Origin of the sequence: Bacillus sp. OV322 (assembly GCF_900112495.1) — a bacterium.
In the GTDB taxonomy this organism is placed as follows: Bacteria; Bacillota; Bacilli; order Bacillales; family DSM-1321; genus Peribacillus.
Window position 1 is genome coordinate 1 of sequence record NZ_FOMA01000014.1, and the last position, 20,961, is coordinate 20,961.

Annotated in this window: 17 protein-coding genes, 15 tRNA genes and 2 rRNA genes; 7 read left to right on the forward strand and 27 right to left on the reverse strand. The window is 33.2% G+C overall.

Features of this window, described 5'->3' with window-relative positions:
- Nucleotides 1-183: 183 nt before the first annotated feature.
- From BM126_RS22615 to BM126_RS21330, 3 genes are all read right to left on the reverse strand, one after another.
- Complete coding sequence (locus BM126_RS22615; protein WP_090991345.1) at nucleotides 184-333, reverse strand: hypothetical protein; 150 nt, start codon at nucleotides 331-333, stop codon at nucleotides 184-186.
- A 355-nt stretch (nucleotides 334-688) separates the two neighbouring features.
- The gene (locus BM126_RS21325; RefSeq protein ID WP_090991346.1) at nucleotides 689-1,120 is read right to left on the reverse strand and encodes an ASCH domain-containing protein; all 432 of its coding nucleotides are present in this window, start codon (nucleotides 1,118-1,120) and stop codon (nucleotides 689-691) included.
- Between the two features lie 1,046 nt (nucleotides 1,121-2,166).
- Nucleotides 2,167-2,247 (reverse strand) — tRNA-Leu (locus tag BM126_RS21330).
- A gap of 605 nt (nucleotides 2,248-2,852) precedes the next feature.
- Between BM126_RS21330 and BM126_RS21335 the strand changes: the two genes are divergently transcribed.
- A complete protein-coding gene (locus BM126_RS21335; RefSeq protein ID WP_090991347.1) occupies nucleotides 2,853-3,788 on the forward strand; it encodes a hypothetical protein in 936 nt (311 codons plus the stop codon).
- A gap of 698 nt (nucleotides 3,789-4,486) precedes the next feature.
- Here the strand turns inward: BM126_RS21335 and BM126_RS21340 are convergent.
- Nucleotides 4,487-5,416 carry a DUF3307 domain-containing protein gene (locus BM126_RS21340; protein WP_177201533.1) on the reverse strand — a complete coding sequence of 310 codons (930 nt, stop codon included), beginning with the start codon at nucleotides 5,414-5,416 and terminating at the stop codon, nucleotides 4,487-4,489.
- Between the two features lie 13 nt (nucleotides 5,417-5,429).
- Nucleotides 5,430-6,191 (reverse strand): helix-turn-helix domain-containing protein, encoded by a 762-nt coding sequence (locus BM126_RS21345; RefSeq protein ID WP_090991349.1) that lies wholly within the window; start codon nucleotides 6,189-6,191, stop codon nucleotides 5,430-5,432.
- A 1,190-nt stretch (nucleotides 6,192-7,381) separates the two neighbouring features.
- Here BM126_RS21345 and BM126_RS21350 point away from each other — a divergent pair.
- The gene (locus BM126_RS21350) at nucleotides 7,382-8,413 is read left to right on the forward strand and encodes an RES family NAD+ phosphorylase (RefSeq protein ID WP_090991350.1); all 1,032 of its coding nucleotides are present in this window, start codon (nucleotides 7,382-7,384) and stop codon (nucleotides 8,411-8,413) included.
- 61 nt (nucleotides 8,414-8,474) lie between these two features.
- Here BM126_RS21350 and BM126_RS21355 read toward each other — a convergent pair whose 3' ends face one another.
- Nucleotides 8,475-9,272 (reverse strand): DUF5677 domain-containing protein, encoded by a 798-nt coding sequence (locus tag BM126_RS21355; protein WP_371261485.1) that lies wholly within the window; start codon nucleotides 9,270-9,272, stop codon nucleotides 8,475-8,477.
- Between the two features lie 336 nt (nucleotides 9,273-9,608).
- Here BM126_RS21355 and BM126_RS21360 point away from each other — a divergent pair, with 336 nt between their 5' ends.
- Nucleotides 9,609-9,803, forward strand: coding sequence for a hypothetical protein (locus BM126_RS21360; RefSeq protein ID WP_090991352.1), 195 nt, complete (start codon nucleotides 9,609-9,611; stop codon nucleotides 9,801-9,803).
- A gap of 586 nt (nucleotides 9,804-10,389) precedes the next feature.
- Here BM126_RS21360 and BM126_RS21365 read toward each other — a convergent pair.
- Nucleotides 10,390-10,689 carry a hypothetical protein gene (locus BM126_RS21365; protein ID WP_090991353.1) on the reverse strand — a complete coding sequence of 100 codons (300 nt, stop codon included), beginning with the start codon at nucleotides 10,687-10,689 and terminating at the stop codon, nucleotides 10,390-10,392.
- A 230-nt stretch (nucleotides 10,690-10,919) separates the two neighbouring features.
- Entirely contained in the window at nucleotides 10,920-11,396 is a 477-nt protein-coding gene (locus tag BM126_RS21370) for a GNAT family protein (RefSeq protein ID WP_177201532.1), read from the reverse strand.
- Between BM126_RS21370 and BM126_RS21375 the strand changes: the two genes are divergently transcribed.
- From BM126_RS21375 to BM126_RS21385, 3 genes are all read left to right on the forward strand, one after another.
- Nucleotides 11,375-11,578 carry a Holliday junction resolvase RecU gene (locus BM126_RS21375; RefSeq protein WP_177201535.1) on the forward strand — a complete coding sequence of 68 codons (204 nt, stop codon included), beginning with the start codon at nucleotides 11,375-11,377 and terminating at the stop codon, nucleotides 11,576-11,578. The genes BM126_RS21370 and BM126_RS21375 overlap by 22 nt on opposite strands.
- Nucleotides 11,579-11,700: 122 nt before the next feature.
- Complete coding sequence (locus tag BM126_RS21380; protein WP_090991361.1) at nucleotides 11,701-12,954, forward strand: TerD family protein; 1,254 nt, start codon at nucleotides 11,701-11,703, stop codon at nucleotides 12,952-12,954.
- A gap of 15 nt (nucleotides 12,955-12,969) precedes the next feature.
- The gene (locus BM126_RS21385; protein WP_090991356.1) at nucleotides 12,970-13,440 is read left to right on the forward strand and encodes a hypothetical protein; all 471 of its coding nucleotides are present in this window, start codon (nucleotides 12,970-12,972) and stop codon (nucleotides 13,438-13,440) included.
- 405 nt (nucleotides 13,441-13,845) lie between these two features.
- On the opposite strand, the gene BM126_RS21390 is transcribed toward BM126_RS21385, so the two are convergent.
- On the reverse strand, nucleotides 13,846-15,144 hold the full coding sequence (locus tag BM126_RS21390; RefSeq protein ID WP_090991357.1) for a DEAD/DEAH box helicase family protein: 1,299 nt from the start codon (nucleotides 15,142-15,144) through the stop codon (nucleotides 13,846-13,848).
- 612 nt (nucleotides 15,145-15,756) lie between these two features.
- Here BM126_RS21390 and BM126_RS21395 point away from each other — a divergent pair.
- Nucleotides 15,757-16,131, forward strand: a complete 375-nt coding sequence (locus tag BM126_RS21395; protein ID WP_090991358.1) for a cyclic-phosphate processing receiver domain-containing protein — start codon at nucleotides 15,757-15,759, stop codon at nucleotides 16,129-16,131.
- Nucleotides 16,132-16,691: 560 nt separating this feature from the next.
- Here the strand turns inward: BM126_RS21395 and BM126_RS21400 are convergent.
- From BM126_RS21400 to BM126_RS21485, 18 genes are all read right to left on the reverse strand, one after another.
- Nucleotides 16,692-17,792 (reverse strand): Ig-like domain-containing protein, encoded by a 1,101-nt coding sequence (locus tag BM126_RS21400; protein WP_090991359.1) that lies wholly within the window; start codon nucleotides 17,790-17,792, stop codon nucleotides 16,692-16,694.
- 471 nt (nucleotides 17,793-18,263) lie between these two features.
- Complete coding sequence (locus tag BM126_RS21405; protein WP_090991360.1) at nucleotides 18,264-19,217, reverse strand: tyrosine-type recombinase/integrase; 954 nt, start codon at nucleotides 19,215-19,217, stop codon at nucleotides 18,264-18,266.
- Between the two features lie 165 nt (nucleotides 19,218-19,382).
- A tRNA-Leu gene (locus tag BM126_RS21410) sits at nucleotides 19,383-19,464 on the reverse strand.
- An 8-nt stretch (nucleotides 19,465-19,472) separates the two neighbouring features.
- Nucleotides 19,473-19,546, reverse strand: a tRNA-Cys gene (locus BM126_RS21415).
- A 7-nt stretch (nucleotides 19,547-19,553) separates the two neighbouring features.
- Nucleotides 19,554-19,628: transfer RNA gene (locus BM126_RS21420), tRNA-Gly, on the reverse strand.
- Nucleotides 19,629-19,632: 4 nt separating this feature from the next.
- Nucleotides 19,633-19,707: transfer RNA gene (locus BM126_RS21425), tRNA-Gln, on the reverse strand.
- A 40-nt stretch (nucleotides 19,708-19,747) separates the two neighbouring features.
- Nucleotides 19,748-19,823, reverse strand: a tRNA-His gene (locus BM126_RS21430).
- A gap of 14 nt (nucleotides 19,824-19,837) precedes the next feature.
- Nucleotides 19,838-19,911 (reverse strand) — tRNA-Trp (locus BM126_RS21435).
- Nucleotides 19,912-19,916: 5 nt separating this feature from the next.
- Nucleotides 19,917-20,000: transfer RNA gene (locus BM126_RS21440), tRNA-Tyr, on the reverse strand.
- Between the two features lie 15 nt (nucleotides 20,001-20,015).
- Nucleotides 20,016-20,091, reverse strand: a tRNA-Phe gene (locus BM126_RS21445).
- Between the two features lie 33 nt (nucleotides 20,092-20,124).
- Nucleotides 20,125-20,200: transfer RNA gene (locus BM126_RS21450), tRNA-Asp, on the reverse strand.
- 3 nt (nucleotides 20,201-20,203) lie between these two features.
- Nucleotides 20,204-20,277 (reverse strand) — tRNA-Met (locus tag BM126_RS21455).
- Nucleotides 20,278-20,303: 26 nt separating this feature from the next.
- A tRNA-Val gene (locus BM126_RS21460) sits at nucleotides 20,304-20,379 on the reverse strand.
- Nucleotides 20,380-20,389: 10 nt separating this feature from the next.
- Nucleotides 20,390-20,464, reverse strand: a tRNA-Glu gene (locus tag BM126_RS21465).
- 8 nt (nucleotides 20,465-20,472) lie between these two features.
- Nucleotides 20,473-20,564 (reverse strand) — tRNA-Ser (locus BM126_RS21470).
- 3 nt (nucleotides 20,565-20,567) lie between these two features.
- Nucleotides 20,568-20,642: transfer RNA gene (locus BM126_RS21475), tRNA-Asn, on the reverse strand.
- A 9-nt stretch (nucleotides 20,643-20,651) separates the two neighbouring features.
- A 5S ribosomal RNA gene (rrf, locus tag BM126_RS21480) occupies nucleotides 20,652-20,768 on the reverse strand.
- Between the two features lie 105 nt (nucleotides 20,769-20,873).
- Nucleotides 20,874-20,961, reverse strand: a 23S ribosomal RNA gene (locus BM126_RS21485); the annotation flags it as partial.

A 20,961-nucleotide genomic window follows, 5' to 3' on the forward strand; every position in this document is an offset into this window, starting at 1 on the left:
AAGGGAAGGTTATTTGCCATGCACATTTTTAGTATAGCATGAGATATTTTAAGTTTTTATTGAAAAATATTGACAAACTATTAGCTGGTTTAGTTGAAAAAGAAAAATCAACAGCATACATTAACAGAGCCTTGAATAAAAAAAACATAGGGAAATGTTAGTATTCCTATGTTTTCATTCACATTATTTATCTGTTTGTTTTTGCTTCTTTTTCAAATAATCCGCACGTATTTTTTCAATTTGCTGCTTTTTATCAAATATGACTGGCTTCTGTTTTTCATGATACTTTGTCACAGCTGCCTGACCTTTAGCATCCAATTGATACTTTCCCAATTTGTTCACCTACTTTTCTTGTCTTAAAGAGAATCTATTCAATAAATATAATATACCTTATTTTGCTGAAATAAACCTTATTACTTTTTTAGTGTACTGCTAACTTTGCATATATCAGTAAAAACATTAAAACTTAGTAAACGTTTGTAAAGTTTAAGATGTCATGCATTTTCTCCTAAGTAAATTAGGATATTCTGATCATAGACAATTTCTTCTGGCATTCCTCCAAAAAGCGGAAAACTCAATCACACTCAACGTATGACAGGAGATCCGCCCCTTTTAAGCTTCTCAACATCCAACGTTACAAAACCACCAGCATGGAATTTCCAGATTCAGTGCTACTATGGTTTGATACTTATATCTTTCCGCTAAACTCCCACAGCCCAAGCTGCCCTTTTGCAGGAATATATTCATCGAGTATCCGCATGCCCTCAATTTCCCAGGCATAGCCGCCAACTCTGTAATCCCCTAAAAACAAATCATTCCCTGAAATAACCCGACTATCTTCTAAGACCGCCCAGTTTCCATTGTTTTCTTCTATTTTCAAACAGTTTTTCAGCTTGCAGACTCCAATTATCATTCCCGTCGGCAGGTTATCTTCTATATACCCATGCTTAGCCAGCAGCTCGGCAACTCCATCCATTCTACAGGCGGGCTTATCCACTTTTTTGCTCGTATGAATAGCAAGAGGACCCCGATAATGCGTTCTCCAAGTCCTTGTTTCATATTCGGCTTCCCCAAGGACAAATAAGCTTGCCCAAGGCTGGATCATCGATAATACTTTCATTATTAATCCCCCCTGCTCCTGACATCATTAAGTTAATTGCTTATATAGTTCCCTTGAATAAGGATAATATAGACTGTATCTAGATTTAATGTTCTCTTTTGCCATAAAAAAGACAGCTAACCAAAATGTACGCGCTGTCCTCGGGTTTCTAACTATATTTTGCTGCACCCCAAGTGCATGTGGACAAAATAGATGCTTGTGCTTTATTTTGGCAGTTCCACAGTAAATGGTTCTAACTATTCACTGTCGATAATGCTAGAAAAATCGGTTTGTAGAACAGTTTCTCCTGCTTAAAATCATCTATTTTTACCTTTGCATCTGTCTTTGAGTTAATGAATCATTCTTGTTATTACAAATAGAAAATCATGTTCTCTAATTCTCCTCCAACCGGGAGGTATTGTTGGAGTTGTTCTTCATCTTGTGTTGAATCGGTACGAAGCGTTGTTTGTATCCTTTTGTGTTTTAAAGCGTTTTTATATTGCCTATACATTCAGATGCCCTTATACCTGTATCAAGCAGCAACATAATTGTTAATAGCTTTATTTCACTCATTGGATTTAGATTTTCCGTTATTAGCCGTTCGTTCTCTTACGAGGAAATTAAAGAAAGCTCTTATCACCCTTAAACGCGTGTCATAGTTACGTACTTACATTCCTGCTTTTCACATAACGAATGGACATTTTGCACTATATCATCTGATGTAAAACATTTTAAATTGAACTAAATTTCTTGTTTTCTTAGAACTCTGCAGAAAACGAACAACTCATTTTTATAATTTTGAATGGGTTGCGAACAGCACGTCCTTATTTCACAGTCTTCAAGGAAGATCTCTAGTGCGGTTTTAAAGTCTATTTGCCTCAGACTTGTATTTACATGAAGCTTTGCAATTTCACTAGGAGTTAAATCGTTAGTACCCCTCATCAAATATCAGTCTTCTTATATGAATCAAATTATTTCTGAGAAAATCATGTGTGCAGACAAAGAAAAAAGGACTCCTACATTTCTGTAAGAATCCTTTTAACTCAACGTTTGTTTCGACCAATTGATACCGGTGGCCGGGGTCGAACCGGCACTCCAGAGGAACACGATTTTGAGTCGTGCGCGTCTGCCAATTCCGCCACACCGGCATGTAATTTGGAGGCTTCTGATTGTCTATGTCAATGCTAATATTGTTGTTGTCCATACGATTATAAAATACCTTTGAAATAAATTTAGCATATCTAAAACAAATGTCAATAGTTATTAATATGACAAAAAATAGTGTTATATCTAATCACTTTAGAATGTCGTTTTCTATCCTGTTGCATTGCAAAGAATTTAATCCATTAAATATACACATGGCTAACGGCGATTCTTTACAATGTCTGAATATCCAAAGGTTATTTTAATACAAAAATAAATGCTAAACCTATTTCATCTCTACTTCTATTTAACTATATTTGAAGTAAAAATTTGCTCTGTACTTACAATCTTTTGTTTACATAATTCAGTTTAATAACAGGTGTCCCATAATCCTTACTTCCTTTTTTACATCCATCAATTTTATTCTATTAACATTTACATATCATTAATATTTGGAACTTCGTTCGCTATGTAGCGTGTCTCTCACTAAGTGTATATAGATGTGTAAGCGAACGACAATTTTTGTAATTCTCCAAAAGCAAACTGGAAAGATATGTTATAATAATAAAAATTTATAAAAAGAGTAATAAACAATTTAAGGAGAATTAAGATGAAAATTATTAATAATATAAAAGAGAAAATCCTTAATACTAAAATACCCGTAAAATATAAACAATCAATCTATAAAGTGAAAATTCCTGAGGCAATCTATATATATAGACAACTATCATGGTTATTTTCAAGAAGGGCTTTACGCTCTATAAAGCGCATAGTGATACGTTTTAAAGACATAACTATTGTTGTGATTTGCGCATTTTTATTTAGTTCGGTAATAATTCCAACCGGTATTGCTTTAAAAAAATATACTTTTTGGTATGAAGCCCTCTGGGATATGCGAACATTTTTTTTAACTTCTATCTTGATTGTATTCGTTAATACAAATATATCCGAAGAAAGAAGAAGAAAAGAAGGTTTACAAAAGCAATTTAATTATTATCTTTCGTATATGTTTGATGCCGAGCAATATCTAACAAAACTGGTTTCCCTAGTTGGTATTTCTTCTTATGATCATAAAATTTTCTTAACCGAGGAACTTCTAAATAATTTTGAGAAAGTAATATCAGAAAATCCTGATGTACCAGAATTTACAATTCCGAGAGAAGAGTTTATAAAATATAAAAATCTCCATGTATATTTAATAGCGCTTAATAAAAGACATGTTTCTACTTTGAGAGATTTATTGCATTCTATAGATTCATCTGATTCAATACAAATTAATAATAAAGAGTCAGTACGCCCTTGGATAAAAACTGGAATTGATACAATAGAGGATGAAATATTACTTATAAATAGTCTCGGTGAAAACTACAAACCTAAAGATATCTCTAATTTTGTACTTAATTCCCTTACATATAATATATATATAATTGCAGAATTAAGAAGACCTTGGAGATGGGATTACGAAAGAAATGTACAAATTAGAAATAAATTATTAAATAGTGAACATGTTAAAGGCTTCAATTCCGTTGAATACTGGATAGATTAAAGCCAAATCTTTGGTGTCTTTTCATAAACTAAAGGCGATTTTTTGAAAAAGCGTTTTCCAATGACTAATACGCTTTTTATATTGATCTCTCGGGTTCAAAATTAATGTACGCTATTTGTAGGCAGCAGTTTCGTTCCCGAGTAATAGGGACTTTGGGGTCTAACTGCTTTGCTTCTCGTTAGACGTTTAAAGCTCTCCCACTGCTTAGTCTGTAATACTTCGCTTGCGTTCGAAGCTTTTAACATTTCAAATTAGAATGCTCTGTGTTTTCTCCTGCCGTTCATCTGACGCAACTAATAGAATAACTGCTTTGCTTTCGCTGCTCTTCCCGCTGCTAGTGAGTTTATTTCTGATAAAACACGTTTATTTAATCCAGTGAATAACGCAGACGTATATTTATTATAAACAAAGATAAGTAAATCCATAATGAAACAACTAATGCGCTCTTATTCGGAACGCATCTTTTTTTTATTCATGACCATTAATCCTTTTATTATCCCTTTACAGTGCTTCAGTCAATTCGAACTTATAACATACTCCCTACAAATCAGACATTGCAAGAGCATTCTTCTGGTTTGTTAGCAACAACAGCTCTATTGTTAAGAACATAGTACCAATAGATGCCGAGTCTCCACGGTTATTAGAATTATCTAAAGTAGATAGATTGCCTCTAATTATATTACTTTTTTATTATAAGCTTACCAAATGCTTCTTATGAAATAACCACTTAGCATTGCAAATACTATGCTAAGCATACTACCAATCAAATAATATTCAGCAAAACTCTTATCCTCGAATTGTTTAAATCTAGTTAATGCTTTCATTGCTATTAAAAAGCCTATACTTGCAATACTATTTATTAGGCACAGAATTAAGATTATATTTCTTTCTAAAATCCCAATCCACATGCCTGCCTTAGCTGGGGAGTCTTTGATAAAGGTAATCTTCTTCTGAGCTGTTATATCTTTCAAATCTGTTGTTTCATTATTCAACATATCTTCTACATTTAATCCATAAAAATCTTGGTAATTACTACTTCCATTATCTACACTTTTAAATAGTACTTCCATCACAGTTTCAGTAACCAAGTTATCAGCTTTAAATGGCTTAAGTAGAATACCTATTAAGTAGCCAACAAAAAATATATTTAATAATACTATTATTAGAGTTAATAGTATCTGTGTAGATGTATTTAATTCAAAGCCTTTTTCTAAACTCACAATACTAATAACTTTTTCACAACAATTAAAATTTTCTTCAAAGAGAAATTGAATAGTCATAATAATAATAACACAATGCATTACTTGATCAAATATGTATATAAAGGCACACACAATACTTCCACTATAAACCTTCAACTTCGTATTAACTATTGAATTTAACTTCTCTTTACAATAATCAATTATGCAATGTAATAAGTTTATAATTAGTAAACACACTATCACTTTAGGAAACATTCCCTTACTCTGTCCTGTGTATAAATAAATTATAGCTGGTATAAAACCAACTCCCATATGAATAAAAGTATGTATTAGCAAACCTTTCCAACTTTTTTTCATGTCCTTAGTTTGTAATGGATAATCTGCTATTAAATGAGCTATTATTAACATAAGTGCGAACATTCCCATATCCAATTCCCCCTTAACCTCCCCATATCTTATGTAATAAATGTGTTTTAATTTGTTCATTATGATTATTATATTCTTGACTAATTAATTCTGAAAAATCACCACTATCTCCACTTTGACTAGCTACTTTTTTAACTTGACCCGATTTTAGACTTTCTAAGATAACACCTGATGCTTGTAAAATCATTTCTATATACCCTTTTTTAATATGATTAGAAATAGTTGGAGGTGTCTTACCAAGAATTTCGGCAACTTTTTTTTGTGAGTTAACTAAGCTATATAATCCTAATATTTCTCTTTGTTTACTTGTTTGCCCCAAAATCAGCATAGTTTGTAGGCTTATAATCATATTCAAATCTAACGACTTTTCAAATAACAAATCAGAAGGTAGTTCTAAAAAAAATAAGCTTTTTCGCTCATCATCTTTTTTTATCTTTTCATTTGCTTCTCTAGCTTTTTTTATTACAGGATGATTCCATTTATCGACATTCTCTATTTCCCCCTCCATTTCTCCTATAGTTATACCGAAATAAGGCATGAATTTTTCATATTTCCAATTATAGATAATATAGTATGCAATCATAACTGCTGAATAAAAGTTGTCTGCTACACAAATTATCTCATCCCCCATACGATGCTTAGCTTTAATATTTAAAAAAGACATATCATTAAGAGTATTTTCCCAAAAAGAAAGATACTCTGTTAGTTCAGTACTATTCTCAAATTCGGTTGAGTTTGTCACGTCCATAATAAACATGGAAAATAACTTCTTCATACAACCACCCTTTCCAATTTTCATTAGTAATTTTGAAATTAACCTTTTTTATCTCAACTCAACTTAATTAACCCTTCAATTTAATTATATATTAATTAGATTATTATATCTAACAACATACAAATTAGTCTTTAATATCTAAATTACTTACACTTAGCTCATTTTATCTAATTTATACATAATTAGTATATTTTTTATCTAACTAACATATGGTTAGATTTTTTTATCTAATTTATATATAATTAATTTATTTTATCTAACTTACTTACACTTAGCTCATTTTATCTAATTTATACATAATTAGTATATTTTTATCTAACTAACATATGGTTAGATTTTTTTATCTAATTTATATTTAATTTATTTATTTTATCTAACTTACTTATACTTAGCTATTTTTATCTAATTTATATCTAATTAATTTATTTTATCTAACTTACTTATACTTAGCTCATTTTATCTAATTTATACATAATTAGTATATTTTTTATCCAACTTATATATGGTAGTTTTTTTATCTAATTAATTTTAATTTATTTTATCTAATATAATTATAATTAGACATTTTTATCTAATTTTATTTTATCTTACTTACATATGGTTAGCTTTAGCTTTTATTATTTAATTTATGTCTTATTAGTGTATTTTATCTTAACTAAATTACCATTAGCTCTCCTTATCTAATTTATATCTAACCTTTAACTAAATAGATCTTTTTTATCTAATATATCCTTATTAGTTTTTTTCTAATATTCCCTTAACTAGCTTTTTTAACTAATTACCATTTATTTAGCATAACTTTTCTCAATTCTTGCTTTTAGTAGGTATTCCAGTTGAAAACATGCTCTCATTTTTTTGCTCTGTTGTCGTGGAGGTTCCTCTAGCTCGTGGTATTAGACGCGAACAAGTCTGTATATTAATACCGAGAGATCGACAAAAAGCCACTGATTCAATCGCCTTGGAAGAGGTAGAAATGTTAAATCTCATTAGATAAAACTATTGGCTCTAAATTGTCATCGGACAATGTTCTTTGTACCGATTGTTGAAGGGCTTTCTCCACCTAAGAAAAGTAAGGGCTTGAGCAAATTATTCTATTAATGTGTACTTACTACTTAGGCAAGAAAGTTGTACAATTAACTTATATTGTAAATAAAACTGATTCAAAAATGATTTGAAGAGAATGGTGAATTATGAAAAAATGTTGTAACAACTGTTTTAAAGACTATTTGTTTTGGCGTTATATACATAAAAATGGTTTTGATGGTAAATGTGACTTTTGCAATCAAACTGGTGATGTTTGTATAGACCTTGATGATGGAATTTTTGTCAAGATGTTTACTTTAATTAGCAAAATGTATATTGAAATGCCAGTTAGAAGAAGTAAACAATTGTTTTCCTTTATACAAGACGAGTGGAATGTTTTCTCTGAATCTACAAACCAGATTAATTTGTTTAATGAGTTATGCCATATTCATGGTACTGATTCTGAGACATACTACGTCTTTAATCCAGATTACAATCGTTTAGCTGATGTTTGGTATGAGTACAAAACTACTGTTAAACATAAAAATCGATTTATCAATTCACTTCCTGAAGAAATCGAGCGGCTGTTATCATCCCCAAATGAGCGGTATAAATTGTTGGATAAAGAAAATACCCTTTTTCGGGCAAGAATTGGCAGTGGTGATGAATTTGGTATATCTCCATACCCTGCAAATCTTATTGATATGGGTATGCCACCAATAAACAAAGCAAGGGCGGGAAGAGCAAACCCTGATGGAATTCCTTACCTTTATTTAGCGAGTAGCCAAGAAACAGCACTAGCTGAAGTAAGACCTTGGTGTGGAGCATTGGTAACCATTGCAAAATTCCAACTGCAACAGAGTGTTAATACTATTAACTTTTCCTTTCACAGTGAAAATAGTTTATTTGACTACTTAGAAAGTGAGAATGTAGAAAATGCCTTGAATAGACTTCAATTTTTTAATAGCCTCAGTTATGAAATGTCACAACCCATATCACCAAGCGACTCCTACATAGAATACATACCTACACAATATCTTACCGAGTTTATTAAAAACGAGGGATATGATGGCATTATATTTGATAGTTCTTTAGGTGCTGGACAAAATGTTGTATTGTTCAATCAAGATAATGTTGAAGTTAATGCCTCAGAAATCGTGAAAATAGGACAAATAATATATGATTTTATTGAATTATGAAATAAAATTAAATCTAATTAAGTAAACGACGTCTAAGGGTAAGCCAAGATTGTGCTTACCTTTATAGTAGATACTCATTCTCTATATGGTTGGTTTCAAAGAATTGTTCAAAATCAGGTCTAATTTCTGGACAATAACGATTCACGAACAAAGATGAACACAAACTTATTATAGTTCTACCAAGATAGCAGAGGGTATTATAGCCAGTATGGATAAATCTAAGCGGTGCAAGGAATTGTTGTTGCGACTTTTCGTCAGCAGTTACAAGGTTTTGAAGTGCAGAAAACCCATGAGATTCTAAGGAATAGCCTGAGTACAACATAGGATGCGTGCCCTTAAACCTTGAAGCTAATTGAGTGAAACTACTTGCACCACCATAGAGACTATACCACTTTGGAGGAAACCGTTTGTTTTTCTTTTCTAATTTTTCCTTTTCTTTCAGCCACACGTTATTAACTGATTTCAATGTAGTATTTTCAGCTAATGAAGCTTCGATTTTTGCTACCTTTTCTCTCAGTTCTTCTAAAGTGTATAAAGCTAAGAGTTCACCAGATTGCATTCCTTTTTTTACCCATGTTAATTGCTCATGCATATAAGAAATGTAATATGCGTTTGCTCGATTTTCCAATTCATTTTCTTTTTCAAAAATGAATTGCATGCCAATAGATGTCTCATACAATGTTCTAATAGTTGAGGTGGCTGCACTATTTGAATTATGATCTAGAAGAATAAATAAGCCATCTGCTTGCTCTAGTATCTTTCTGTAGATTGAGATAATAATTACATCATGGTGTTTTAAATTCTTTTTACTAGCGGATAATTCTAAAACTTGTTGTCCTGCTTGTATAGCTTTACTAATGTATTAAGGTCCGGAAACTCTTTATAATCCTCAAGATTTGTGTTAATTATTTCTTCAAACAAATTCAAATTAAACCCTCCTTTATTTTGTTTACACCCTGTTCAAGTAACCTCAATTTCCATTAGGTAAAAAAGCAAATCACATTTTTCAGAAACGCACTGATCTATTTATATACGTATCTCATGATTATTCTTCTATTGAGTTAATATAATTTTGGATAGATAAATCTTTCTTCATTAGCGATGATATCAAAATATCTACAAAAAGTTAAATAATGGTAATACGCAGGAGTTTGTTTGAAATTGTCGAATCTAATATAACCAAGGAGGTTTTTAAATGAAGAATGAATCAATGCTGGAAGCATTATTATTAAACGAGGATTTTGGGGTTGGAAATACTGGAGTTGATACAGGCTTAATGTTAAATAGTTTAATGATCTTATTGAATATATCATTTTATACTTTACTAATAGAGTTGAGGTGTACCTTAATCTTTTTGATAATGGAGAAGCTCCATTCAGGAATTTTTTAGGGGTAGGTATTGCAAAGAATACTGAAGAAGCTAAAGAAATTGCAGTCTCTGATTTATTTAAACAAGCTTATTTAACAATTTGTTAAACACCTTCGCCTAGGATATATTGAATTCATTAAGGAGGCTTATCACCTCTTAAAAAGAATATCAAGAGTTAATTCTCTGAAGGTACTCACTAATGGTAATTTTACTTTTCAGCATACTCAGTTTTCCTTTTTTTATAGTAGTTCGCCTATGATGATCTAGTTCAACATAATTAACTTTGGATACTCTTGTAATAGTATCCCCTACTATTCTAAGTCTATATTCATAGTATGCATATTCCTTAATAACCCCTTGCTCACTGGTTTTCTCTCCCTTCTAAATATATCCATTTAGTAATCTTTGTGTATGGGAGTAAATTCTTTTTTTATTACTAATTTTAGTAAAAAAATTATATGCCTTGAGAGTTAAATAATAATCTGGATAACTTTCTACACCAAAGTAATAGCCTCTCTTTATCAAAGATACATTCTTGGAACGTCTATATCGATTAAAATAACTAATTTTGTGTGCATAGTTTTGTTTTCTTGGTATCCATTGAGTTTTAATTTCCAGCTTCTTTAAGTGCGGCACAATACTTTGAGTATTTTTCTAAACCTTTAACTCTCTTACCCCTAATAGAATTAATCACAGCATTTAAATCTAAGAAAAGAATTCCTTTGAAAAAATTATAGTATGAAAGAAATGAAGTTAGCTCTAAAACCGCAAGTGCTTCAGCCATATTACTACTCGTTTCATCTATTGCGATTCTTTTCCTAACAACATTTCCATTTTCAAATTCAATTACAAAAGATAAAAATGATCTTCCATGCTGTATCGAGGCATCTGTATATGCTACGAACACCTAATACACCTTCCTTCGATTGCAACAATAAAGCAATCAAGAATTAAATAACTGAATTTTCAGTTATTTTTTTAAAGGATATCTCTCATTCTTCACTACCTCACTTACTTTTTAAAAGACAAGTTTTAAATACGTTTATTAATGATCATTTAACACCATTTTTTTAACGTGTTTAGATTAATTAGTTTTACTAGCTCTTTGGACAAATAGGTATCAATGAAATCTCCATTTTATTCATTTTCAATTAATTGGTTTCCAATTATCTCTACAGCTATTCGTTTAAGATAATACTCATAATCACCAAAATACTTTTCCTGCATATTCCCATATTCAATCATAAGATTAAATGGCTTTGTAAATCCGGTCTTAACAGCAAGCCCTTTAGAACAATCATTGAAACAATTTTCTAGTAGGATTTTAGTAAATCCTTTTTTTTCAGCATAATTTACTAACCATTTAAGAATATAAGTGCCGTAACCTTTTTTACTTGGATTTACAGATATTGTCGCTACTCCTAAAGTTTGAACAGCAAAATTGTTAGTTCTTAGGTTAATAACAAAATTATTATTATCGAGAGAAATATACTCACTGCTACCCCTAAAATCTACAATTATCTTACCTTTTAATTCACTTTCAATAAACTGGTATAAATCTTCAAAATCTTTTTCTTCAAACAAAATCAATTTTGTTATGTTTTTTTTACACAAGTTCATTTCCTCACTCGTATTTAATAGATGCTGAAATAGTAATTCAATATTGGGATAAGAAGGAGAAAGGAGAGCGCAAATCGATTCCCTTTAAAGAGTTTCTTGAAAAAGCCATTCTTCTTACGGAAGGTTATCACCCTAGAATAGATAATATAAAAGCAGTAGAAGTTAACTACTTCTGATACAGGTTCTACTAAACAAAAAATATTGTTTGGTGGATTTTTTTTGTTCTGAAAAACTGGAAAAAGGAGAGTATAATCTAATTATGTCGGAAAATACCATTTTTTACGAGGGGAGTCAAAAAATGACCACAATAGTTGCAAGAGGACAAAAAACAGATATTACAAAGACAAATCCCGGTCTACACCAACTACTTGTCGGGTTAAATTGGAATGCACCTATTTCAATGGAAGTCGATGCTTCCGCTTTTTTAGTGAGTGCAAACGGTATAATTACAAAAGAAGAAGACTTTGTATTTTATGGACAACCTTTTTCTAGTTGTCAGAGCGTAAAATTGAATCAACAAGCCATAGGTGGATTAAAACAAGAATTTATGGTTGACCTCAACCGTATTCCTCAAAATGTCCAAAAGATTGTTTTTTCTGTAACCATTCATAATGTAGATAAGATGAACCAATCTTTTAGAAATGTTTCACAAATTTCTTTGAAAATACTAAATGGACAAACAAGAGTTGAAGTGGTGCAATTCCCTGTTACATATGGTTTTACAAATGAAAGTGCCATTATTGTTGGAGATTTATATAGACATTCAGGCCAATGGAAGTTCAATCCAGTTGGAGCGGGATATTTTGGTGGATTGGCTGCCTTATGTAAAGACTTCGGGATTGAAGTGGCTGAGAAACCACAAGCTACTCCTGTGCCGCAAACTCAAAAACAAGTGGTACCGACACCGGTAGCTAGTCCTAAAACTGTGCCTCCTGTGTCAAAACCAACCCCACCACCTCTTAACATTAATAAAATAGAATTAAAGAAAAAGCAGACAGTAAATATACAAAAATCAAAAATGGTTACAGCCACGTTGGAATGGGATACCGATAATGACTTGGATCTATATTGTTTCTATGTAACAAAGGATGATGAATTCGGGAAGATTTATTACCGTAATCTAGGTTCATCTAAATTTGCTCCTTATATTGTACTTGATGGTGATTCTCAAGAATCCGGTAAGGAAACAATTAGAATTTATCGTCCAGAGGCTCTTAAATATGTTTTATTCGCAGCATATAGCGCTCTTAGTAATGGAGCTGGTAGTTTCTATTCCATGAGAGCTAAAGCAGTTGTAGATAATCACATGGGCGATGTAGTAACGGCCCCGCTTCTCGAAAGAAATGATTATGCGTATTGGGTATGTGTTGCCCAGATTGATTTCACAAATCCATCCCAAATGAAAATTTCGCATGTCGAAACGTACTCTGCTGATCATTCAGAAGCGTCTCCTTTATTATATGGCGATGGAAGTTTCTTGATGGATGTTGGTCAGATAGAATTTAAAAATGAGGAAGATTACAACAATTATTATTATGGTGGGAACAATTAATATAAGGGGGATAATATGGAGTTAAAACAAGAAGAATTCTTACATGGGGAATATGTTATTTTGGAGAGAAGAGCAAACCTATTGATAAACCCAAAGGATTACGGTTTAGGTCGCATGAAATATAATCTACAAAGGAAAGAAGCTGTTGGTGGGAAAATGTATGTAACTAACTACCGCTTGCTATTTAAGCCTCATCTTATAAATAGGGTAAAAGGACTTCATAGTATTTTACTTCATAATATACAGAACGCAAGGGATAGTTCGTTTCTTTTTATGAGAAAAATGGAAGTTACAGCTAACAACTTATCTTATGAGTTTGTTGTCGGTAAAAGAGAGGAATTAATGAGAACAATTGAAACAGCAAAACGAAACATAACCCCTCAACAAAAAATAGAGTTAGAGCGGCAAATGCATGAACGTACAGGAGGATTAGATAAATTCGATACTATGGACAAGGCTATTAAAATTTTTTTCAACCTCATATAAAAAAAGACTTCCTGTATTGTACAGGGAGTCTTTTTTAGTTAATTAAAGAAATGAGCAAAAAGGCCCGCTAAGTTTGAAAGGCTGCCGCAGGCAACGCGAGCGTTGTCATTGCCTCTTTCCGAAAGCAAGCTTTCGAAAAGTTGGGAGTTTAGTTTCATTAAAATCTCGTAAATTCTTTAATATATACTCTAATTAGAAAGGTGGTGCAAAATATGTGTATTTTGAGCAATGTACTGTAGCTAAGCCATGGCTTAGTGTAAGTGAAGTGCCAAAATGCATATATTTTGACTCCACCGAGTACATTTATTGATATTTCATTTTATATCTTTTTCTTAAGGAATTTATTTTAAAAGCTAGGTTTTTACTAGGTTTATCCAATGCGCTTAGGCAGTATTATTGCCTAGCTCATAAATGCCAGTCACTTGGTGGTTCATTTGTAATTGCGTTTTGTGGTGCTTCTTCAAAAGTTTCACTGTTTAAATACAAATTTAGCAAATCCCGCATTCTTCTACTCGGAATATAAATCTTAATAGATAACCCTTCTCTAATCCTGCTCCTCCACATCCATTGGATCAACTCGGATAACGCCCATGTATTTTGATCTATTTTCACACCATATTGTTCGAAGAATCTTTTCTGAATAGGATTAAGGTATCTATTAACAAGATATGCCAAACAGTATTTTTCTTTATACTTATTTGTTGCACGTTCTGTCATCTGAACGAAACCACTAGAAAAACCTCGTGGACTAATTTTCTTCTTTATTATCTCTTTATCACCTTTCACTGTAGTCCACATTACATTTTCTACCTTTTCTTTACAAATATTCATGAGGTAGTTTCGTGCATTTTTATTTAATTTCACCACTAAGTCCTTGTTAGAAGGTTTCTCTAGCCACTTTTTTGATAAATCATATGTACCATCACCTATTTTGTTAAGATCACCGATATAAATATCAATCTTGTCTTTAAGACCAGATTTATTATAAGGAATTCGATCATTATACGGAATAAGTGTATAATCACTTTCTTCATTTTTAACGGATAAGTATCTATAATTAATCCCATGTAAATCATAATATGCCCTTTGTAATTGTCCCTTGAAAAAATAAGTTAATATAAAGACATTTTGAAAGGATTGAAAAACTTCACATGGAAAATTCCATATTAGAGCTGAATTATCGCAATACATCAAATTATTAGTTAAAGCCTTTTGTTTAATTTCATTATATCTAGTATCATAGTTCTTCTTTGCTTTTTTCCATTTTATATATTTTAAACCATTATCATCTTCAATAATTGAAACAGCCTCAGCTTCTAATAATAGCGTAAGATCACTTTTACGTAAGGGAACTTGTTCAATTACATTTAATACCTCATCAAGAATAAGAGTATAATTATTAACTTTTAAGAGCTTCATCGTTTCAAGAGTTGCCATTTGAAATAAAGCATGAGTAGTACAAATATCTTTACCTTCACCTAGCAATCTGTGTACATCATCTAGCTTAGTTTCTCCTTTTACTGCAATAGGATCATAAAATACTCTATTGGTTACCGAACTTTTTACTCTTTCTACTTCCTCTAAAAATGGTGTCACATAAATAAATTGATGTGTATCAGATGCCATACTATTCATATACTGAATTGCCCAAGATGTCTTTCCATAACCACACGGTGCATCTACTACATTGATTGTTGTTTTCATGTTTCATATCTCCTTTTGTCTTCAATTGTCTACTTTCAAATAATATTTCTAATAAATAAGATTGGAAATTTACTTTTTAACTCTATTAGAGTAGAAATTTTTTGATCTTTTCATTTCTAAAGAGTTAACTAAATGAAAAATTCTATGATTTCGTCCATTTATTATCCTGTCGAAATGGTATTATTAAGCAACAGTAAGTAATTCCATCTCCCACAACTAGAGGGAAGGAATAGCAAGACCGTCATTCTTTATAGAGTTATCTTAGGCTATGTATTTTTTAATCACTAAAAAACCCATATATATATCTATACATTTGTAAGGATAAATCACACAAAATCACAAAAAATTATTTATTTAAATATCTATCAACCCATCATTATCACTTTAATCAAACTAATTTCATGGATAAGGAAGGTTGAACTGAACACATATACCTTTACTAATGCTGAAATGTGAAATTATTTATTCATGTCCGTACTCTTTGCCCCACATTTAGAAAAATAAATTTAAAAATATAAATTTTATTATTCAGTGGGAATATACAACAAAACACACAAAACACAATATTTTTATTGTAGAAAAAAAGTTATTCAGAGGGGATTGTGGATCACAATGACAAAAAACATCATTAATTTGTACGTAGATGATTTAAGGGATTGTCCAGAGGGATTTATAATAGCGCGCACAGTGGATGAAGCGATTAACCTTTGTAAGCAATACAAAATCCATTTACTTTCACTTGACCATGACTTAGGGGAAGATGAATGCGGTCTACTCCTTCCTACAGGATATGATTTTGTGAAATATTTTTGCCAACATGCAATAGAAGAGCACTTTGAAGTCGATAAGATATATTTGCATACTGACAATCCTGTTGGACGTGAAAATATGCTACAGACGCTTCTCGCTTCCAGAAAACGCGGGTTTATTTCAAAAGAAACAGAGATATATCGGTATTCGATTACGAAAAATAAATACTCAGGTTAAGGAAAATGGTTACAGACATAGCAGCATAACGAGTAATGCTCCACCTATATTTACACTGATAGTATTGTTACTTTCATGTATAAGTGTCAGTGATGCCGCTGCCCATTCAGGAAGAACTCACAGGCTTGGAGGTCATTTCAAACAATCAAACTGTACTTTTATGTTCCACCACCCCATTTTAAAGGTAACTGGAAAATCCAAAACTACAAATGTAACTTTGATTAAACAATACAACAGTAACAACAAATGCACTCGTACGCTTACCACTTAGAAAGTAATGCGGAAAACAGTTAAACATAAGTAACAAAATGGATCACTTTAGAGAGTTTAATTTCTCTTTAGTCATCCATTTTTAAGTACTATTTCCAACTAATCTTCCACTGTTTAATAAGGGCATCACCAGCATTTAAGCTATAATACTAATCCACGATTTTTGTTATAACTGCTTTACTTGGAGAAAAGTTATAAGTGGAGTTGTCCATTTCCATGTAATGTTGTTATAAGTAGCCTCTGTCACACAAAAAAACGGAACTAAACATACTTAGTTCCGCTGTGGAGATTCATTTTACTGTTGTATAAATAGTCTTTGCGTTCTTAGCTTTATCCCGTGCGATCACTGTAAGTTTATTCCCTTTGCGCTGCTTACTAATCTTCACCTTGTAATTCCCTTTGCTATCAGCCTTTGCAGTACCAAGTGAAGTTGTGCCTCTCTTAACTTGTACGCTGGCATTAGCTTCAGTCTTTCCAGTAACGTTCACAGTTTTTGTTGTAACAGTTTTTACAGTTAATGTAGAAGGAGCTGTTTTGTCAATCACCCACTGGTCGGTGAACTTCCCTTGATTCCCAGCCTGATCCATTGCGGATACACCAATGTAAGTACCAGCTTTTTGTCTTGGTATTCTTATTTTAAACTTACCATTTGAATCAGCATATCCATTCGTACTTATAAGAGCATCCCCAGCTTGAATGATAATGTTAGAATTTCTTTCTGCTGTTCCTGTCACATAGGTATCATTATCATCAACTTGATTAACTTTTGGTCTGTATGGTGCTGTTGTATCTTGAAGCGAAGTAAGCTTAAATAAATAATCTTCTCCAAAACCTGAATTATTTAAATCTATTGCCCCTATATAATAATCCCCAGCAGATAATTGATAAGAAAGGGCCTTTGTTTTGCCTTCTTGTTGCATATCCAGAGGGTCAATTATTTCTCCACTAGAATCAAAAATTCCTATTCCTAAATCCATAAGATTATCTGCATCAGTTGTTCCAGCTAAAACATATTGTCCACTCTTAGGGATTGTAAGCCAGTATGAATCAGCATCATCATAACTGAAACTTCCAACCATATAATAATTCATATCATAATAGTTAGCATCGGAGAAATCATCATTCGGTTCACTTTCATACACATACTGATAGTCAGCATTACTTGTTGTAAGGGAATTTGATTTCATTGTACTTTTTTCCGATTGTGATTTAATAACATTCTTAAAGCTAAAGGAACTCAAAATATTTGCTTTCGGGAGGTTTTTACTCATCACCTTTTTTATATCTGCCCTATAATTATTTGAAGCATCTTTCCCTTCTGCATGTGTACTCCCATGAACAGGGAATGTAAAGAGAGACAAAGCCAAGCCGAACCCTAAAACTTTTTTCATATAATACCCTCCCATAATATATATCTAGTATAATTTTACCATTTATTAATGGTGAATAATACCTATAAAAAAAGATATATATCGACATGAAACACTATCTTAATTCAATAAGAGGTTTGAGAAGTAACAATATACAAGAAATACGGACTCTCTTCATTTTTTCGCATCGTATAATTATCAATTCGGCTTTCTGCGTATATCTATACACCAACACTCATGTATATACAAATTGGAAATTCCTGTAAACCCATGGGGTCACTGTATAATAAAGGAGCAGAATTCCGCTCCCCTCTAATTAATTTTACTGTTTTAGTTAGGCATCGTTAAATAAGTATAAACCTTATAAATTTATTAGCAGTCTAGACTTTGAATTCAACCTAAAGTGTCTCTGTATCATCGCAAACAAAGGAAAACTAGGAATTTAAATACACTCGTACTCAACCGTTCCACCTTTATTTATTTGGGAACTCCTCATATTCTCCTTCCTCTTTTCTTTCTTGGACTTTCTGAATACTTGGCCAATATACTATGCTTATCATATCCATTTTTCAAGTCTTCAGAGTACAAATTTACATAGTTTAAAGTAACATCCAATGTAGAGTGGCCTAGCAGCCGTTGAAGTTTAAATGCATCTCCACCACTGGTTATATAATGTTTTGCAAATGTATGCCTAAAAGCATGAATTGATGTTTTATTGACTCCTCTTCGTTTATTGTAACGAGCTATAGCGTGTTGTATAGAGTTCCTTGTCATCTGTTCCCCTAATTCATTGATAAATAGAAAATCATCTTTTTTGAATTGGTACATTCGAAGAAATTCAGTTAATACTTTAATGATGTACTCACTGAGTGGATTGAACTGGGCCTTTCTGTTCTTTGTCGTTGTCAGAACCACCATACCATTTTCCAAATCAAGGTCTTCTACTTTTAAACTAAGAATTGTGTTTAACCTGTTTCCTGTTTCCAATAGGTAATTTACTAACACCCAATTTCTATGTTCTACAAAGCCACATTCTCTTATTTCAGGCTTCTTAATCAACTTCATTATCTCCTCTTCTGTATAAGGTTCTTTTTGTTCTTTATCTGCTTTAATAAGACTAATATCAAATTCACTCAGAAATCCCTCTTTCATAGCAAAATAAAGAAATGCTCTTGCAGCCCTCAAATAGGTGTTAATCGTTGTTGCCTTTAGTTCCCTTTTCTTTAAAGATAGAATAAACTTATCGATCAACCTTTTTTCAATTTCACTTATCTGTTTTATACCTATTTCATCTAAATAACGAAGGAAATGAATTAGGTTTTGCTCATAAAATCTTATTGTCATATCAGATAAATTTTTCACCCTGTTTTCTAACTGAAAGTCCTCATATAACTCTTTAACAGTTTTCTCATTATATCCCTTTTGCATTTCACGAATCTTAGCCATTACACACACACTCCCTTTAAGATATTTAAACTCTTAAAGGCATTTAATAATCGAAGTTGTTGTCCACACGATTAGCAACCTACTTTAGTCAATTAAACACAAAAAAAGCCAATGCTGAGATTGTCTCAAAGCATTGACTTATAAGGGTTAAACCCTTTAAATTGATACCGGTGGCCGGGGTCGAACCGGCACTCCAGAAGGAACACGATTTTGAGTCGTGCGCGTCTGCCAATTCCGCCACACCGGCATGTAATTTGGAGGCGGCAACCGGATTCGAACCGGTGGTAAAGGTTTTGCAGACCTCTGCCTTTCCTCTTGGCTATGCCGCCGAAATATTGGAGCGGAAGACGGGATTCGAACCCGCGACCCCAACCTTGGCAAGGTTGTATTCTACCACTGAACTACTTCCGCAAGATGGCTGGGCTAGCTGGATTCGAACCAACGCATGACGGAGTCAAAGTCCGTTGCCTTACCGCTTGGCTATAGCCCAATATCATTATATTCAACTTAGTAACAATTTATTTTATAAATGGGGCGACTGATGGGAATCGAACCCACGAATGTCGGAACCACAATCCGATGCGTTAACCACTTCGCCACAATCGCCATTATTTTAAAATTGGCAGGGGCAGTAGGAATCGAACCCACACCGGAGGTTTTGGAGACCTCTGTTCTACCTTTAAACTATGCCCCTATAGATGGTGGAGGGGGGCAGATTCGAACTGCCGAACCCAAAGGAGCGGATTTACAGTCCGCCGCGTTTAGCCACTTCGCTACCCCTCCACATAATTAAGTGAATGGTGGCTCGGGACGGAATCGAACCGCCGACACAAGGATTTTCAGTCCTTTGCTCTACCGACTGAGCTACCGAGCCATTATTAATTACAGCTATGTTAAATTTTTAAAATGGCGGTCCCGACGGGAATCGAACCCGCGATCTCCTGCGTGACAGGCAGGCATGTTAACCGCTACACCACGGGACCAGATTGCGGGGACAGGATTTGAACCTGCGACCTTCGGGTTATGAGCCCGACGAGCTACCAGACTGCTCCACCCCGCGATAATATAAATGTTTCTTAAAAGATATGGTGGAGGATGACGGGATCGAACCGCCGACCCTCTGCTTGTAAGGCAGATGCTCTCCCAGCTGAGCTAATCCTCCAGTATGTAAATGGTGACCCGTACGGGATTCGAACCCGTGTTACCGCCGTGAAAGGGCGGTGTCTTAACCGCTTGACCAACGGGCCAGGTATAATGGCGGAGAGCAAGGGATTTGAACCCTTGAGACAGGGGTACCCGTCTACACGATTTCCAATCGTGCTCCTTCGGCCACTCGGACAGCTCTCCATATGGCTCCGCAGGTAGGACTCGAACCTACGACCGTTCGGTTAACAGCCGAATGCTCTACCACTGAGCTACTGCGGAATAATACCAGCTTGGCGACGTCCTACTCTCACAGGGGGAGAACCCCCAACTACCATCGGCGCTGAAGAGCTTAACTTCCGTGTTCGGAATGGGAACGGGTGTGACCTCTTCGCTATCGTCACCAAACATTTTCCATAAGACATATATTATTATATACCTTATTTAATTATTTTGCAAGAACTTTTTTTGTTCTTTCAAAACTAGATAATAGAGAAGGTTTTACGCGTCATTTTGGTTAAGTCCTCGATCGATTAGTATCTGTCAGCTGCACGTGTCACCACGCTTCCACCTCAGACCTATCAACCTGATCATCTTTCAG

Bases quoted from the DNA above. Each gene is read 5' to 3' on its own strand.
- BM126_RS21400 (WP_090991359.1), bottom strand. From the start codon at position 17,792: ATGAAAAAAGTTTTAGGGTTCGGCTTGGCTTTGTCTCTCTTTACATTC.
- BM126_RS21390 (WP_090991357.1), bottom strand. From the start codon at position 15,144: ATGAAAACAACAATCAATGTAGTAGATGCACCGTGTGGTTATGGAAAG.
- BM126_RS21405 (WP_090991360.1), bottom strand. From the start codon at position 19,217: ATGGCTAAGATTCGTGAAATGCAAAAGGGATATAATGAGAAAACTGTT.
- BM126_RS21380 (WP_090991361.1), top strand. From the start codon at position 11,701: ATGACCACAATAGTTGCAAGAGGACAAAAAACAGATATTACAAAGACA.
- BM126_RS21345 (WP_090991349.1), bottom strand. From the start codon at position 6,191: ATGAAGAAGTTATTTTCCATGTTTATTATGGACGTGACAAACTCAACC.
- BM126_RS21340 (WP_177201533.1), bottom strand. From the start codon at position 5,416: ATGGGAATGTTCGCACTTATGTTAATAATAGCTCATTTAATAGCAGAT.
- BM126_RS21395 (WP_090991358.1), top strand. From the start codon at position 15,757: ATGACAAAAAACATCATTAATTTGTACGTAGATGATTTAAGGGATTGT.
- BM126_RS21350 (WP_090991350.1), top strand. From the start codon at position 7,382: ATGAAAAAATGTTGTAACAACTGTTTTAAAGACTATTTGTTTTGGCGT.
- BM126_RS21325 (WP_090991346.1), bottom strand. From the start codon at position 1,120: ATGAAAGTATTATCGATGATCCAGCCTTGGGCAAGCTTATTTGTCCTT.
- BM126_RS21335 (WP_090991347.1), top strand. From the start codon at position 2,853: ATGAAAATTATTAATAATATAAAAGAGAAAATCCTTAATACTAAAATA.
- BM126_RS21385 (WP_090991356.1), top strand. From the start codon at position 12,970: ATGGAGTTAAAACAAGAAGAATTCTTACATGGGGAATATGTTATTTTG.
- BM126_RS21360 (WP_090991352.1), top strand. From the start codon at position 9,609: ATGAAGAATGAATCAATGCTGGAAGCATTATTATTAAACGAGGATTTT.